Origin of the sequence: Bradyrhizobium sp. SSBR45G (assembly GCF_030159255.1) — a bacterium.
Taxonomy (GTDB): Bacteria; Pseudomonadota; Alphaproteobacteria; order Rhizobiales; family Xanthobacteraceae; genus Bradyrhizobium.
In genome coordinates this window covers 97,548-111,890 of the sequence record NZ_BSCT01000024.1, presented here as the reverse complement: position 1 = coordinate 111,890, position 14,343 = coordinate 97,548, and the positions used below count along the sequence as shown (strand labels likewise).

Annotated in this window: 13 protein-coding genes and 1 pseudogene; 2 read left to right on the top strand and 12 right to left on the bottom strand. The window is 66.6% G+C overall.

Annotated elements, in window-relative coordinates; genetic code table 11:
- Positions 1-20: 20 nt before the first annotated feature.
- From QQL87_RS24730 to QQL87_RS24700, 7 genes are read right to left on the bottom strand one after another with little or no spacing between them, the layout of a single operon-like run.
- Positions 21-803 (bottom strand): ABC transporter permease, encoded by a 783-nt coding sequence (locus QQL87_RS24730; protein WP_284421370.1) that lies wholly within the window; start codon positions 801-803, stop codon positions 21-23.
- On the bottom strand, positions 793-1,653 hold the full coding sequence (locus QQL87_RS24725) for an ABC transporter permease (RefSeq protein WP_284421369.1): 861 nt from the start codon (positions 1,651-1,653) through the stop codon (positions 793-795). Before QQL87_RS24725 ends, QQL87_RS24730 begins: the two co-directional genes overlap by 11 nt.
- Complete coding sequence (locus QQL87_RS24720) at positions 1,650-2,492, bottom strand: ABC transporter ATP-binding protein (RefSeq protein ID WP_284421368.1); 843 nt, start codon at positions 2,490-2,492, stop codon at positions 1,650-1,652. Before QQL87_RS24720 ends, QQL87_RS24725 begins: the two co-directional genes overlap by 4 nt.
- Complete coding sequence (locus QQL87_RS24715; RefSeq protein ID WP_284421367.1) at positions 2,489-3,574, bottom strand: ABC transporter substrate-binding protein; 1,086 nt, start codon at positions 3,572-3,574, stop codon at positions 2,489-2,491. The genes QQL87_RS24720 and QQL87_RS24715 overlap by 4 nt, the downstream gene beginning before the upstream one ends.
- A gap of 23 nt (positions 3,575-3,597) precedes the next feature.
- Positions 3,598-4,818 (bottom strand): LLM class flavin-dependent oxidoreductase, encoded by a 1,221-nt coding sequence (locus QQL87_RS24710; RefSeq protein WP_284421366.1) that lies wholly within the window; start codon positions 4,816-4,818, stop codon positions 3,598-3,600.
- On the bottom strand, positions 4,815-5,189 hold the full coding sequence (locus tag QQL87_RS24705) for a 4Fe-4S dicluster domain-containing protein (RefSeq protein ID WP_284421365.1): 375 nt from the start codon (positions 5,187-5,189) through the stop codon (positions 4,815-4,817). Before QQL87_RS24705 ends, QQL87_RS24710 begins: the two co-directional genes overlap by 4 nt.
- A complete protein-coding gene (locus QQL87_RS24700; protein WP_284421364.1) occupies positions 5,186-6,829 on the bottom strand; it encodes an FAD-dependent oxidoreductase in 1,644 nt (547 codons plus the stop codon). Before QQL87_RS24700 ends, QQL87_RS24705 begins: the two co-directional genes overlap by 4 nt.
- Positions 6,830-7,227: 398 nt before the next feature.
- On the opposite strand from QQL87_RS24700, the gene QQL87_RS24695 reads away from it, so the two are divergent.
- Positions 7,228-8,652, top strand: coding sequence for an FAD/NAD(P)-binding protein (locus QQL87_RS24695; RefSeq protein WP_284421363.1), 1,425 nt, complete (start codon positions 7,228-7,230; stop codon positions 8,650-8,652).
- Here QQL87_RS24695 and QQL87_RS24690 read toward each other — a convergent pair.
- The 5 genes and pseudogenes from QQL87_RS24690 to QQL87_RS24670 all read right to left on the bottom strand — a co-directional run bounded on the left by QQL87_RS24690 (position 8,634) and on the right by QQL87_RS24670 (position 13,635).
- Positions 8,634-9,409: pseudogene (locus QQL87_RS24690) on the bottom strand (MetQ/NlpA family ABC transporter substrate-binding protein). The gene QQL87_RS24695 and the pseudogene QQL87_RS24690 sit on opposite strands and share 19 nt — an antisense overlap.
- A gap of 475 nt (positions 9,410-9,884) precedes the next feature.
- Entirely contained in the window at positions 9,885-10,667 is a 783-nt protein-coding gene (locus QQL87_RS24685; protein WP_284421362.1) for a class II aldolase/adducin family protein, read from the bottom strand.
- Positions 10,668-10,847: 180 nt separating this feature from the next.
- Positions 10,848-11,513, bottom strand: coding sequence for a methionine ABC transporter permease (locus tag QQL87_RS24680; protein ID WP_284421361.1), 666 nt, complete (start codon positions 11,511-11,513; stop codon positions 10,848-10,850).
- Complete coding sequence (locus tag QQL87_RS24675; protein WP_284421360.1) at positions 11,503-12,627, bottom strand: methionine ABC transporter ATP-binding protein; 1,125 nt, start codon at positions 12,625-12,627, stop codon at positions 11,503-11,505. Before QQL87_RS24675 ends, QQL87_RS24680 begins: the two co-directional genes overlap by 11 nt.
- Positions 12,628-12,789: 162 nt before the next feature.
- Positions 12,790-13,635 (bottom strand): CmcJ/NvfI family oxidoreductase, encoded by an 846-nt coding sequence (locus QQL87_RS24670; RefSeq protein ID WP_284421359.1) that lies wholly within the window; start codon positions 13,633-13,635, stop codon positions 12,790-12,792.
- 116 nt (positions 13,636-13,751) lie between these two features.
- Between QQL87_RS24670 and QQL87_RS24665 the strand changes: the two genes are divergently transcribed.
- Complete coding sequence (locus tag QQL87_RS24665) at positions 13,752-14,327, top strand: hypothetical protein (RefSeq protein WP_284421358.1); 576 nt, start codon at positions 13,752-13,754, stop codon at positions 14,325-14,327.
- Positions 14,328-14,343 lie beyond the last annotated feature (16 nt).

Here is a 14,343-nt window from a genome sequence, read left to right as displayed (position 1 = left end):
CCTCATCTCAGTCATCTCAGTCAGGCCGTGCGCCAACGCACCAGCCGGTGCTCGACCCAGGTCGCGCTTCGGTCCACAACAAAGCCGACCAGGCCGACGACGACAATCCCCAGCATCACCAGCGCCATCTCGAAGCGCTCGCGCCCGGAGATGATCAGGCCGCCGATGCCGGGCCCGGCGGCCATGAAATATTCGGCGCCGATGGTCGCAAGCCATGCATAGATCAGGCCGAGATGCAGCCCCGTCAGCATCGAGGGGGTGGCCGCCGGCAGATACAGCGACCACACCAGCTGCAGCGGGCTGAACCTGAAGACCTCGCCGACCTCCCTCAGCTTGGTCGACGTGGAGCGAACGCCTTCGACGGTGTTGAGGATCACCGGGATCGCCGCGGCCAGCGCGATGAACACCACCTTGGCCGCCTCGTCGAAGCCGAACCACAGCGAGATCAGCGGAATCCATGCGAGCAGCGCGATCTGCTTGAGACCGTTGAACCACGTCGTGAAGATCCGGTCGGCGATCCTGGAGAGACCGAGCAGGAGGCCGACGACGGTACCGAACCCGGCGCCGAGCGCGAAGCCGAGCAGATCACGCTTCAGGCTCGCCGCCAGTGCGTAAGGCAGCTCGCCATTCGCAAGCTCCTGCCAGGCAACCTGGCCGACCTTCTCCAGCGGCGGCAGGAACTGAGGATTGACGAGGCCGGAATGGCTGCCGGCCTCCCAGGCCACCAGCAGCAGCAGCGGCAGCACCAGCCCGCGCCGGAGACCGATCGCGGCCGATGACGTGGCGGTGGTCTCAGACGCCATCGGTGCGCCACCGCTGCAGCCGCGCCTCGACGCCCGCGAGCAGCCAGTCGCTGACAAAGCCGATGACGCCGATCACGAGCATCGCGACCAGCACCGTGTCGAGCCAGAACATCTGCCGGCCCCAGACCAGGAGATAGCCGAGCCCCTCGGACGAGGCGAGCAGCTCGACGCTGACCAGCGCGATCCAGGCGTGGGTGAGCCCATAGCGCAGCCCGGTGAAGATCGGCGGCACCGCGCCCGGCAGCACGACATGGCGCAGCATCTGCAGCGGTGTGAAGCGGAAGGTCTCGCCGACCTCGACCAGCGCGCGGGGCACATTGGCGATTCCGGCGCTGGTGTTCATCGCCACCGGCACGAAGGCGGCCTTGGCGATGACGACGATCTTCAAGGTCTCGCCGATGCCGAGCAGCAGCATCGCCAGCGGAATCCAGGCTAAGGCCGGCACCTGCGCGATCGCCGTGAACAGCGGCCGCACGTGATCGTCGACCCGCCGCGACAGGCCCATCGCCGCACCGAGCACGAGGCCCGCCCCCGCGCCGACGGCAAAACCGAGCAGGACGCGCAGCAGGCTGATGCCGGCATGCTGCGCCAGCTCGCCGCTCGCGAGCATCTCATTGAGGGTGTGCAGCACGTCGGCCGGCCGCGGCAGGATCTGCTCGGCCAGCCAGCCGCGCTCGTTGCCGATGATCCAGACCGGCAGCGCAATCGCCGGGACGATCAGCAGCCAGGCCGCCGCCTTTGCCCGCATGATCGCGCCTGAGACGAGTCCGTTGCCGGACCATTCGCGCCACCCGCGCGCGGCGAATGCGCGCGCCGGGCCCAGATCCGTCTCGAGAATCGTCTCGCTCATGCGCCACTCCGGTTGCTCTGACCCGCTTTGCCGTCATCCGCGCCGTCATGCTCGAGCGTGCGCAGCACCTCGTTACGGAGCCGGATCAGCGCATCGTCGCTGCGCGCGCGCGGCCGCGCGGCCGCGACATCGAAGATCCGCGAGATCCGGCCGGGACGCGGCGCGAGCACGACGACGCGATCGCCGAGGAACACCGCCTCGTCGACGTCGTGGGTCACCAGGATCATCGTGATCTTCTCATGCGCCCAGATGCGCTGCAGCTCGGTCTGCAGCCGCGCCCGCGTCAGCGCATCGAGCGCGCCGAACGGCTCGTCGAGCAGCAGCAGGCGCGGCCGGTTGACCAGCCCGCGCGCGATCGCCGCGCGCTGCGCCATGCCGCCGGACAGCTGGTGCGGATAGGCTTCGGCAAACCCATCGAGACCGACCAGCGCGATATGCGCCGCGACAGCCTCGCGCTTCCCGGCCTCGCTGATCGGCGCATTCTTCAGTCCGAGCGCGATGTTCTGGCGGACGGTGGCCCAGGGAAACAGCCGCGGCTCCTGAAACACAATGCCGCGCTCGAGGCTCGTGCCGGTCACCGCGTTGCCGTCCTGCACGATGCGGCCGGTGTAGTCGCGGTCGAGCCCGGCGATCAGCCGCAGCAGCGTGGACTTGCCGCAGCCGCTCGGCCCCAGCAGCGCCACGAACTCGCCCGGCGCCACCGTCAGCGAAACGTCGTTGAGGGCTGCGATCGGCGCGCCATTGACAGTGAAGGTCTTGGAGACGCCGCGCACCTCCAGCCGGCCGCGGGAGTCCGTCGTCTCCGCGACCCGGTCAGCGTGGTCGACCGCAATGCTCATTGGCCGGACGCCAGCGGCTTGCCGTCGGCGCCCAACTCCTGCCAGTAGCCGACCAGCCCCTGCTCCTTCAACGCCCTGTCGAGAAACGAGCGCTCGAACCAGCCGTCGATCTCGACGTTGCGGCGGAGCAGGCCGAACTCCTTGGCCTGCCGCGCCTGGACCCGATAGCTCTCGATGATCGAGGCATCGATGAGCGGCGAGTTGCGATATTTCAGCTCCTGGTCCTTGAAGTCGAAGCGATAACCCGAAGCCGGGAAGCCGGATCGCGCCGAGATCTCGAAGAACGCCTCGCGGTTGGCCTCGTCCGACGACCAGCGCGCCGCGCGCACCAGAGCCGACACGATCTTCTGCGTGACGTCCGGATGGGCCGCGATGAAGGCCTCCTGCCCGATCAGGGTCGAGTGCCGCTCATAGGCCGGGTTGTCGCCCTTGGTCGTGTAGATGATCTCGGCGATGTTCTTCTCGACGAGGCTGGCGAGCGGGAAATTGCCGAACGCCGCGTCGATGTCGCGCGAGGTCAGGGCCGCGTTGGTCGTCGCGGTGTCCATGTTGATGACCTGGACGTCCTTCTCCTGCAGGCCATAGCCGGCCAGCACCTTCACGGCGGCGAGATGATTGTTGGTGCCGCGGAAGATCGATACCTTTCGCCCCCGGAGATCAGCGACCTTGCGGATCGGCGAGTCCTTCGGCACGGCGAGATAGATCGGCGCATGCGCGCCGGCCGCCAGCAGGATCTTCGTCTTCAGCCCATTGGCGCGGCCGATGATCTGCGGCAGATCGCCCTGCAAGGCGAAGTCGAGCTGGTTGTTGGCGAAGGCCTCGTTGACCGCAGGACCTGCCCCCTTGAAGAACGACCACTCGATCTTGACGTCCGGCAGGTCGCGCAGTTCCTGCTCGACATAGTGCTCGGCATGGGCGATCGCCGCCGCGGACCCGCCGGAGAACTGGCGGTTGTCGGCCCCGACGGAGGCAAAGCCGATGCGCACCGTCAATGGCTCCGCTGCGGCCTGTGCCAGGCCGAGCAGTCCGAAGCTCAGCGCAGTGGCCAGCCCGATCGAGAAATGCCTTCGCGTGGACATCATGGCTCTCATCCTCTGTTGATCGGCTATTCGGCGGCCTGCGCCGCGCCGGCCGTCTCGATCACCGGCCTGCGCAGGCCGGCCTGCTCCATCAGCGGCAGCACGCGGCGGCCGAAGAAATCGAGGTCCGGCTTGAAGTCGTAGAACGACAGCTGCAGGCCATCGACACCGGCCTTCTTGAGCTGCACGAACTGCTCGACCACCTGCTCGGGCGTGCCGATCACCTCGATGTTGCCGCCGATCGCGCGCCGCTTCGGCGCATCGACGCCGACGCGGCCGCGCCAGGCATGGGCGTCGCTGTCGAGCTTGTGGAAGTCGCCGACCGGATCGGCATGGGCGACGATCGCGTCGTGATAGGCCCAGGTCTCGCGCTCGGTCTCGCGGCAGATCACCATCGGATTGAGCAGCGTCCGCACCTCGCGGCCGATCTCGCGCGCCGCCTGCTTGACCCGGGCGGTGTGCGCCGGCAGCGCGGGAATCGCACTCTCGAAGCTGGAGCCCGCCGGGCTGGTGATGAAGACGATGTCGGAGTAGCGCGCGGCGAAGGCAATGCCGGCGTCGGAGCCGGTGGCATTGACCAGCACCGGCCGGCCGAAGCGCGGCTTCGGCGTCACGAAGGCATTGTTGAGCTTCCAGGATGACTGGCCGGCGAACGAGTAGTTCTCGGTGTCGCTCCACAGCCGCTGCAGCACCTCGAGAAACTCGGCGGCGAGTTCGTAGCGGCGGTCATGATCGATCCGGCTCCAGCCGAACGCCTCGTGCTCGGCGGCGCGATGACCGGTCACGACGTTGATGCCCCAGCGCCCGCCGGAGATGTGGTCGAGCGTGGCGCCATATTTGGCGAGATGCAGCGGATGCAAGGGACCGTAGAGCACGTGGATGGTCGAGACCAGGATGATGCGCCGGGTCAAGCTCGTCAGCGCCGCCGTGGTCATGAAGGAGTCCAGCGCCTCGCCGGTGAAGACGCCGCCATAGCCGCCCTTGGGCAGCCATTGCGACAGCGCGAACACCAGATCGAAGCCGAGATGCTCCGCCGCCAGCACCAGGTCGCGGTTGTAGTCGAAATGCCAGGACGTCGTCCGCGGCAAGGTCGACGCGCTCCAGCCGCCGGCCTGGATGGGCAGGAACAGGCCGAGCAGCAGCGGCTGCTGCAGGGCTTGCGACAACGGGCTGTCCGGCCGGTCTAAAGGTCCCGGAAAGCCGTCGAGGCCGACCAGGGCTCCCGGCCGGTGGGTGATGATCGTCATGTCGTCCTCTTGTCGTCAGCCTCGGCTGGGCGCGCGGCTTCGCCGGCGCGGCGAAACACCGTTTCCATCAGCCACTGCTCGTTGGGATATTGGCCGGCCCATTCGTCCCAGCCGGAATGTTTGCGATATTGACCCAGGCGCCCCGAGGCCACCGCCTGCTCAGGCGTGATCGCGACACGGCGGTCGCAATCGGGCGCGACGTAGATGGCGTCCGCGCGGCAATACAGCTCGCACAGAAAGCAGGTCTGGCAATCCTCGACCCGCGCCAGGAGCGGCGGCCCCGCCACCGCGCGCGCGATCACGTTGGTCGGACAGACCTCGACACAGGCGCCGCACTCGGTGCAGCGATCGGCAAGGATGAGCTCGATCATGATGCGGCTTCCAGCGCGCGCGAGGCCGCCGACGCGCGTTGCCCCTCCGCGGTCACGACGATACGGTCGAAGCCGCTGCTGAGCAGCCTTACGGCCAATTGCGGATCAAGCTGAGGATGATCGATCCGGTGATGCAGTCCCCTGCTCTCGGTGCGCTGGCGCGCGGTCGCAACCGACCAGCGCGCGCTCGCCACCAGGGCTGCCGTCTCGCGCGATCGCAGGAGATCGCCGGCCGCATGATCGGCGATCTCACGCCAGAGGCCGTCGAGCGCGCGCTGCGAGGCGGCCAGCGTCGATTCCTTCCGGAACAGCACCTTCTCGAACGGATGCATCTCATCACGGACGCCGGCCCTGATCGCGTCGATGTCGAGCGCGCGCGTGCGGACCTTCGGCCGCAGGCCGGCCTGTCCGAGCGGCGTCAATGTGGCGGCGGACCCACCGACGGCACGTGCGAGCTGCGCAGCAGCTTGCCCGGCCCGGATGCCCGATGTCAGCGCCCAGGCCGAATTGACGTTGCCGCCGCCGGAGATCGCGCCGGCGACCTTCTCGCGCGAGGCGTTGTCGCCGGCGACGAACAGGCCTGGCACGGCGGTCCGGCCATCGACATCGTCGACGCGCACGCCGCCAAGGCCGCGGATCGTGCCATCATTGTGCAGCGTGACCTCGAAGCGATCGCCGAAGGGATCGATGCCCCAGCGGTCGAACACCAGCGGCACGTTCGGCGAGATCGTGTGCAGCCGGGCCTTGATGTCGTCCGGCAAGCGATGCAGCGAGCAGAACACCGGTCCCGCCTGCAGCGCCTTCGCGAGCCCCATCGTCTGCTGCGGCCCGAACGGCAGGTCGAGCTCGCGACCGTCGGAATCGTAGTAGGTCGCAAAGGAATAGGCCATGCTGCGCGTCATGGTCGAATGCGCCGGCGCGATCGTATAGGCCGCGGTGAACTCCATGCCGGAGAGGTCGGCTCCGGCTTCGGCGGCCATCAGATAGCCGTCGCCGGTATTGGTGCGGGACCCCAGCAGATGCGACAGAAAGCTGGTGCCGCCCGCGGCGAGCACGGTCGCCCCGGCCGCGATCTGATAGACGCGGTCGCCATCCTGGCGGCGCAGGCCGCGGGCGCCGCCGATCGATCCGTCGCTGCGGGCGAGCAGCTCCAGCACCGGCGAATGGTCGAGAATGGTGACGCCATGGTCGCGCGCGAAAGCGCGCAGCGCCCGCATGTATTCGGGGCCGCGCACGGCCCGGTAGTTCGTACGTCCCTCGTCGTCGATGCCGAACGCATAGCGTCCGGCCAGCGTCGGCAGCGAGCGCCAGGTTTCCTCGATGATGGCATGCATCCACGCGGCCTCGCCGAGGCCGAGACCCGCGGCAACGCGCTGCGCCACGGCCTGCTCGCGTGCGTGCGGCGGCACCCACCAGTGACCGGGTCCCGCGGCCGCCGTGACGCCGCTGGTGCCGCAATAGCCCTTGTCGGCCAGGATCACACGCGCCCCGGCGCGCGCAGCGGAGACCGCCGCCCATGCGCCGGCCATGCCGCCGCCGATGACGAGCACGTCGGCCGTGAGGGACAATGCGAGTGACGATGCGTCGGACACAATCACCGTCACCGTGACACCTGATGGGCCGTCCGCAGACGAGTGCATGCGGCCATCGCGCGCGCAACCATGTTTCAAGCTCCGAGAGCGCGCGCGAACGACGCACGCGAGCCGTCATGCTCATCCACGGCATCGTCCCTGGCAATTTCAGAGTTGCGCGATTTTCGACGGATGTGTTCTCGCTGCGGTCCGCCATCGGAGAAGATTTCGCTCGCGCGGGCCGGCCGCTCCCGGCCGCTGGCGGTACGGACCTACGCGTATAATAATTCTATCGTCCTGACGCTGATGACGACACACTCGTGACAACAATCTGGATTTTCTGGAACAGCAACGATCGGAACTCACCAACAAATAGAATATTCGTCTTTCCAGCGGCGAACGATCTTTTACGTGGTAGGATACGAACGTTACGCAGCGTCTGCGCTCGAGAGAAAAGGCGTCCTCGGATGAGCCGTTTTCCAGAACGACACATGATCATCGTCGGCGGTGGAGCCTCCGGCGTCCTTCTGGCCTATCAGCTCCTGCAACACCCCGACTCCGACGTCCGCGTCACAATGATCGAGAAGCGCTCGGAAGTCGGCCGCGGACTTGCCTACCATACGGGCAATGCCGATCACCTTCTCAACGTGCGTGCCGCCAACATGAGCGCGTTGCCCGACGATCCCGACCATTTCTGGCGCTGGCTCTCATCGCACCAGCACGGATTGACGCTCTGTCCCGATCCGTTCTGCTTCGTGCCCCGCCGCCTCTATGGCGACTACATCGCCAGCCTGATTGCACCACTCCTGGCGAAGGAGGACGGCGCGCGCCGCCTCACCATCATTCGCGGCGAATGCGTGGCCGTCAGCGAGGGCCGTAGCGGCGTGACCGTCAGCCTCGCCGACGGAACGCGCCAGCACGGCGACGTCGCCGTGCTCGCGACCGGCCACGATGCCGCGGTTCCGCGCTCGGCGTGGCATGCCGATCCCTGGATCTCGCCTTCCGTTCCCGGCTTCAGCCAGGACGCCACCGTGCTGATCCTCGGCACCGGCCTGACGATGGCCGACTACGTGCTGTCGCTGCTGCGCGCCGGCCATCGCGGCCCGATCGTCGCGATGTCGCGCCGCGGCCTGATGGCCAAGGGGCATCGGCGGATCGCGCCGTGCAAGATCAGCGAGGATGAAGTTCCGTTCGGCGCTGGCGCCAGCACGCTGCTGCGCTGGTTCCGTGCGCGCATTGCCACGCATGTCGCCGATGGTGGCGACTGGCGCGGCGTCATCGACGCCATCAGGCCGTTCAGTCACCGGCTGTGGCACGAGTTGCCGCAGGCCTCCAAGCGCAGCTTCCTGGAGCATGCGCGGGCCTGGTGGGACGTCCATCGGCACCGCATGGCCCCGGAGGTCGAACAGCGCATCGCGCAGGCGATCTCGGATGGCCAGTTGCGCATCACTGCAGCCAAGCTGGTCAAGATCGACGGCGGCACCGACGGTGGACGGGCGCATTATCGCCGGCGCGGCCGCAGCGAGATCGAGACGCTCGAGGTCGGCGCGGTGATCGACTGCACGGGAATCGTGAGGGATCCCCGCGCCACCGCCAATCCCGCCGTCCGCAGCCTGTTCGATCAGGGGCTGGCGCGCTGCGATCCCTTGCGGATCGGTATCGAGGTCGCGGCCGATTGTGCCGTCGTCGGCGCCGACGGCACGCCCTCACAGCGCCTGTTCGCGATCGGCCCGCTGACGCGCGCCGCGTTCTGGGAGATCATCGCGATCCCGGACATCAGGAGCCAATGCGCCGGTCTCGCCGACAGGCTGTCACAGGCCCGTCCGATCGTGGTGCCGCCGATCGATGCACCGGCGCTGGCCGCGGCTCCCGATCACCAGGTCGCGATGTAGGTGCCCTTGAAACGGGTCTCCAGGAACGCCTTGACCGGCTCGGACTGATAGGCCTCGATCAGCTGCTTGACCAGGGCTTGTCCTTGTCCTCCTCGCGCACCGCGAGGATGTTGACCCACGGCCCCTCGGCATTCTCACGCGCGATCGCATCCTTGGCGGGGTTGAGTCCGGCCTGGACGGCGTAGTTGTTGTTGATCGAGACCAGGTCGACGTCGGCCAGCGCGCGCGGCAGCTGGGCTGCATCGAGCTCGACGAATTTCAGCTTCTTCGGATTGTCGATGATGTCGACGACCGTCGAGGCCACGTTGCTCGGATCCTTCAGCTTGATCACGCCGTGCAGCGCCAGGATCATCAGCCCGCGCGCGCCGTTCGAAGGATCATTGGCAATCGCGACCTTGGCCCCTTCCGGAAGCTCGGCGAGCGACTTGTATTTCTGCGAATAGACGCCCTGGGGCGACGCGATGGTGGTGGCGACCTTGACGATCTTCCAGCCGGTCTTGGAAATCTGGTTCTTCAGATAGGGCTCGTGCTGGAACGAGTTCGCCTCGAGATCCTTCAGCGCCAGCGCCTGGTTCGGGATCACATAGTCGGTGAACTCGACGACCTTGATGTCGAGCCCGCGCTCCGCGGCGACCTTCTTCACGACGTCGATGATTTCGGCATGCGGCCCGGCGGTCACGCCGACGCGGATGGTTTCGGCTCGTGCGGGCAGGATCAGCGACGCCAGGGCAGCCATGGAAACAATGGGAAGGCGCATTCAAGTCTCCAACGAAACAACCAAGTTTCGTCGCTCACTAGCGCTGCACCGGCCGGGCTGCAATCGCAGCTGCGAACAAAGCAACGGACGCGCTCTCGAAAGAGATCAACGCGTACAAATGTTCTTTCTTCTCACCATTTCCGATCGATTCATTCTCTAGACCTGTAGCCCGTATGAGAGCAGCGACATCCGGGGTCACACGAGCCGTGGCAGGGCAACCTCATATAATGATCGGTGGTATCGCCACCAACAATCCAGCTCATTAGTTTGCTCCGTCATGCCCGGGCTTGTCCCGGGCATCCACGTCGTCCCCAGCATGCCGAACGACGTGGATGGCCGGGACAGGCCCGGCCATGACGACGTGGAGAGAGACGAGCACAAAACTACGATGTTCAAACGCGATCGCCCTGCGAACTGTGGAGCAGAACCCGCATGTCGCTGACGCTCATGCGGGCTACGGGCCATGGGCGCTCGCTCAGTTGAACAGGTCCGGCTCCTGTGCCGTGATCCAGTCCCACAGCGGCTGGAAACTGAAATAGCCGCCCTTGTGGGTGCCAACCTGGCCCGCGGTGAGCTTGGCGATCTCGTGCGGGATCGGCTTGGTCGGACCGGCCGCCTCGGCGAGCAATTGGGTGCGCGCGGCATTGTCCATCGCGATATACCACCACGCGGCCGCCTCGATGGTCGGGCCGACCGTCAGCAGGCCGTGATTCTGCAGGATCGCGGCCTTCCTGGTGCCGAGCGCTGCTGCGATCTTCTTGCCCTCGTCGGCATCGAGCACGACGCCGGTGAAGGGGTCGAACAGCACGTGATCCTCGTAGAAGGCGCAGGAATCCTGGGTCAGCGGATCGAGCAGCCGGCCGAGCGCGGAGAACGCCTTGCCATAGGTCGAATGGGTATGCGCGGCGGCGATCACCTGCGGATGCGCGGCGTGGATCGCGGAGTGGATGACGAAGCCGGCCTGGTTGATCGGCTTGTTGCCGATCAGGATGTTGCCGTCGTGATCCACCAGCTGCAGGTCGGAGACCTTGATCTGGCTGAAATGCGCGGACAGCGGATTGATCCAGAACCGGTCGGGGAATTCCGGATCCCGCACCGTGACGTGTCCCGCGAGGCCCTGATCGAAGCCGTAGCGGGCAAACAGGCGGAAGGTCGCGGCAAGGCGCTGCTTGCGATGCAGCCGCTCCGCCTCGAAGCTCGCGGCGGGCTCGCGCTCGACGAGCGCAAATTTTCTCGGTTTTTCGATGATCGTGTTCATGGTCGTTCACCTCGTGCAATCGAGCGGCCGCGCATATCCGCGCGATCAGCTCACTGCCGTCATGGTAGAACGATCGATGCGAGATGATCTTTTCAAAGATCGCGGCTCACCGGCAATGCCAGCGAGCCCTGTTCCGTCACCTCAGCCGAAAACATCTCCGCAGCCCTCAAACACGAGGATTCAGCGCTGCCGCAGCCGCCGATTGAGCCGGCGCGCCAGATGATCGCCGACTGTCTGCACCGTCTGCACCAGCGCGATCAGCACGACGACCACCGCCAGCATCATCTCCGGCATGAAGCGCTGATAGCCGTAGCGGATGCCGAGATCGCCGAGACCGCCGCCGCCGACGGCGCCGACCATCGCGGAGTAGCCGAGCAGGCTGACCACGGCGAGCGTCAGCGCCAGCACGAGGCCCGGCAGCGCCTCCGGAATCAGCACCTTGAACACGATCTGCAGCGGCGTCGCGCCGAACGAGGACGCCGTCTCGATCAGGCCGCCATCGACCTCACGGATCGCCGCCTCGACGAGCCGCGCGATGAACGGTGTCGCCGCCACCGTCAGCGGCACGATCGCAGCCCCCGAGCCGATTGAGGTGCCGGCGACGAGGCGCGTGAACGGGATGATGGCAACGACCAGGATGATGAAGGGCGTCGAGCGCGTGGCGTTGACCACGACGCCGAGGATTCCATTGACCGCCGGGGCTGCGAACAGCTCACCCTTGCGGCTGGTCGCCAGGAAGATGCCGAGCGGCAGCCCGAGCGCGGTTGCGACCAGCGCGGCGGTCGACACCATGAACAGGCTCTCGCCGGTGGCCTGGATGATCAGGTTGATGAGCTCAGGCGACATAGCCGAGGCGCTCCGCTGCGAAGTGATGCTGTGAGAGATAGGCCAGGGTCTGGCGTGCAGAGGCCTCGCCGCCTGGAATGCCCAGGATCAGCGATCCGACCTGCTGGCCGCCGATCTCGTCGATGCGCGCCGACAGCAGCGCGACGTCGATCGACAGCTCGCGCGACAGCCGCGCCACCAGGGTGTCGCCGGCGTCCGAACCGCGCACCTGGACGCGGATCACGGCCTGTCCGATCGGCACAGGCTCCTGCACCAGCCGGCTCGCCAGCGATACCGGCACGGCATCGCCGAGCACCTCGGACAGGAACGTCTGCGTGGTCGGGTGCTTCGGATGAGTGAAGATGTCGGCGACATGGCCGCGCTCGACGACGCGGCCGCCATCGATCACGACGACCTCCTTGGCGAGCTGGCGAACCACCGACATCTCGTGGGTGATCAGAATGATGGTGACACCGAGCTCGCGATTGATGTTGGCGAGCAGATCCAGAATCGCCCGCGTCGTCTGCGGATCCAGCGCCGACGTCGCTTCATCCGACAGCAGTACGTTGGGCCGCGTCGACAGCGCGCGCGCGATGCCGATGCGCTGCTTCTGCCCGCCGGACAATTCCGACGGATAGCGGTCATGCTTGTCGGCGATGTCGACCAGCTCGAGCAGCTCGGAGACACGCGTCCTGATGTCGGCCTTCGACCAGCCGGCGATCTCGAGCGGCAGTGCGATGTTGTCGGCTGCGGTGCGTGACGACAGCAGGTTGAAGTGCTGGAAGATCATGCCGATCGAGCGCTGTGCCAGCCGCAGCGGCTGGCCGCGCAAGACCGAGATATCCTGGCCGTCGACGACGACGCGGCCCGCGGTCGGCTTCTCCAGCCCGTTGATCAACCTGACGAGGCTCGATTTGCCGGCGCCGGAGCGTCCGATCACGCCGGCGATGGAGCCGCGCGCGATCGCGAAGTCGATGTCCATGAGCGCCTCGACCCCGGGCTTGTCGCGATAGGCCGGGTAGATCTTCGACAGTCCTTCGAAGCGGACCATGGGCTCGGCGACGACACCCGCGGGCACGATGGGCTCGGCGGGCCGGATCGGCTCGGCGATGGCGAGGGATGGATGGGCATTCATGGGGTGACCTGGGATGACCTTGGCTTCGTGTGCTGCAGCGCACGCGTTTGCGTCACCATCGCCCGCGATCAGCCTTGATGCAATTTCAGAAAACCCCTTCAACTTGGACGAAGCTTCTCGGAGGACGACGCGCAGTGGAACGTCATCCTCCGGCGCGCGCCGTCAATCGTGGTGAAACACCAGCGTCCGCAATTCGATGCTCTCGCGGGGCGGCGCATCGGCGGGCGTCGTGGGGTCGACGAAGGCCGTATGCGGCCCGAACCGCGTGCGCCCGTCGGTCGCGGAATCGTAGCATTTCAGCAGCAGCGCCTCGTCGGGAGTCATGTCCGGGACATAGAACCAGAGATGCGCCGGATTGTACTTCACCGAGTAGATTTCGCCGTTGCGGTTCGGATAGATCAGGTCGGAGGCGACGAGATCATCCGGGGCCACCGTCGTCCCATCGCACATCGCGAGCGGCGTATCGCGCAGCGGGCCGATGATCGGCCGCCACAGATTGATCACCTGCACACGTCCGCGCAGCAGCGCCTCGGCCTCATCGCCGAGATGCTCGCGCACGCGGTTGATGCCGGAGGCCGCGGTCTGATCGACATGCACCCGCGTCGCCGGCTGGCGCGGTCCACCGTCACGGAGATCGGCGGCGCCGGGCACGCGCTTGCGCACGGTATGATCGAAGATCACGACGCGATCGGCGCGCAACGTCGCCCGAAGGAACGCCTCGGCCGCCGGATAATAGACGTTGCGGATCTCCTTCTCATTGGTGAAGTCGCGCACGAAGGTCGGGTGGCGCACCAGGGCAAAGCCCTCGCGATCGAGCGAGAACGATGACGCGATCGGCCGGCCGTTGAACACGGCGACCTGATGCGGCTCGGGCAGCGCCGTCGATTTCGGCTCACCCGGCGGCGGATCGAACGCGTAGGTGCGGGGCTTGGCGGGGGTCGGCGCCAGATAGTTCAGCTCGGCGAGAACGAAGGGCAGCGACTCGATCTTTCTCTCGACCAGGCTCATGGATGTCTCCGGACACTTTCATGCGATTGCATCCATGTTGATGGGCCCCACCGGCTGCGACAAGCCGGCGGCAAAAATAGCAAAAGTTCCGCTCTGATCGCCGCTCGGCAGAGCACATGCCTGTCGCTATGGCACGCCTTGCCGATCAAACTGTTCTGCTCGATGGCTCTCCCGCGACAGGACATGGCTGGCATTCCCCCGACGCGAACCGCAGCCTGCCCGCCGCCGCGCCGACTCGGCTGTCCGTCATCGTGTCTCGCGCAGAACAGTTCTTGCACGAAGCGCATGAAAATCGTGCCTTCCGTTTCGTTGACGGCATGGGCGATGTCTCTACACTTCGTGCCAGATCTCGTCCTGCATCCGCGGCGACGAGCTTCAATCCGGCAACCCGACGACTACAACGACGCACCATGTCAGCCGCCTGTCCGCAGGTCTTTACGCTTCAGTTCGGCTCGCAGCCCGCTTTCGTGTTCGCCGCCGATGATCCCGACACGGCTCAGAGCATCGTCCGCTCACCCGGGCTGCTGCGGGCGATCGACGCCTTCTGCGGGCTCAGGCATCCGGAGCGCGGCGACCGCCTCGCGCTCCGCCCAGCGACCGCTCACGAGGCAGCGCTCTATCATGATCGTACGACCGAGTTTGCCGACGAGGTGACCTCTCGCCTCCTCATCGTTCACGTCCGCGCAGACTGACACTTGCAGAAGCGGA

What these genes read in the sequence shown, in the direction of transcription:
- QQL87_RS24705 (WP_284421365.1), bottom strand. Translation starts at nt 5,189, where the DNA reads ATGATCGAGCTCATCCTTGCCGATCGCTGCACCGAGTGCGGCGCCTGT.
- QQL87_RS24680 (WP_284421361.1), bottom strand. Translation starts at nt 11,513, where the DNA reads ATGTCGCCTGAGCTCATCAACCTGATCATCCAGGCCACCGGCGAGAGC.
- QQL87_RS24665 (WP_284421358.1), top strand. Translation starts at nt 13,752, where the DNA reads ATGCCTGTCGCTATGGCACGCCTTGCCGATCAAACTGTTCTGCTCGAT.
- QQL87_RS24695 (WP_284421363.1), top strand. Translation starts at nt 7,228, where the DNA reads ATGAGCCGTTTTCCAGAACGACACATGATCATCGTCGGCGGTGGAGCC.
- QQL87_RS24700 (WP_284421364.1), bottom strand. Translation starts at nt 6,829, where the DNA reads ATGCACTCGTCTGCGGACGGCCCATCAGGTGTCACGGTGACGGTGATT.
- QQL87_RS24710 (WP_284421366.1), bottom strand. Translation starts at nt 4,818, where the DNA reads ATGACGATCATCACCCACCGGCCGGGAGCCCTGGTCGGCCTCGACGGC.
- QQL87_RS24670 (WP_284421359.1), bottom strand. Translation starts at nt 13,635, where the DNA reads ATGAGCCTGGTCGAGAGAAAGATCGAGTCGCTGCCCTTCGTTCTCGCC.
- QQL87_RS24715 (WP_284421367.1), bottom strand. Translation starts at nt 3,574, where the DNA reads ATGATGTCCACGCGAAGGCATTTCTCGATCGGGCTGGCCACTGCGCTG.
- QQL87_RS24685 (WP_284421362.1), bottom strand. Translation starts at nt 10,667, where the DNA reads ATGAACACGATCATCGAAAAACCGAGAAAATTTGCGCTCGTCGAGCGC.
- QQL87_RS24720 (WP_284421368.1), bottom strand. Translation starts at nt 2,492, where the DNA reads ATGAGCATTGCGGTCGACCACGCTGACCGGGTCGCGGAGACGACGGAC.
- QQL87_RS24725 (WP_284421369.1), bottom strand. Translation starts at nt 1,653, where the DNA reads ATGAGCGAGACGATTCTCGAGACGGATCTGGGCCCGGCGCGCGCATTC.
- QQL87_RS24675 (WP_284421360.1), bottom strand. Translation starts at nt 12,627, where the DNA reads ATGAATGCCCATCCATCCCTCGCCATCGCCGAGCCGATCCGGCCCGCC.
- QQL87_RS24730 (WP_284421370.1), bottom strand. Translation starts at nt 803, where the DNA reads ATGGCGTCTGAGACCACCGCCACGTCATCGGCCGCGATCGGTCTCCGG.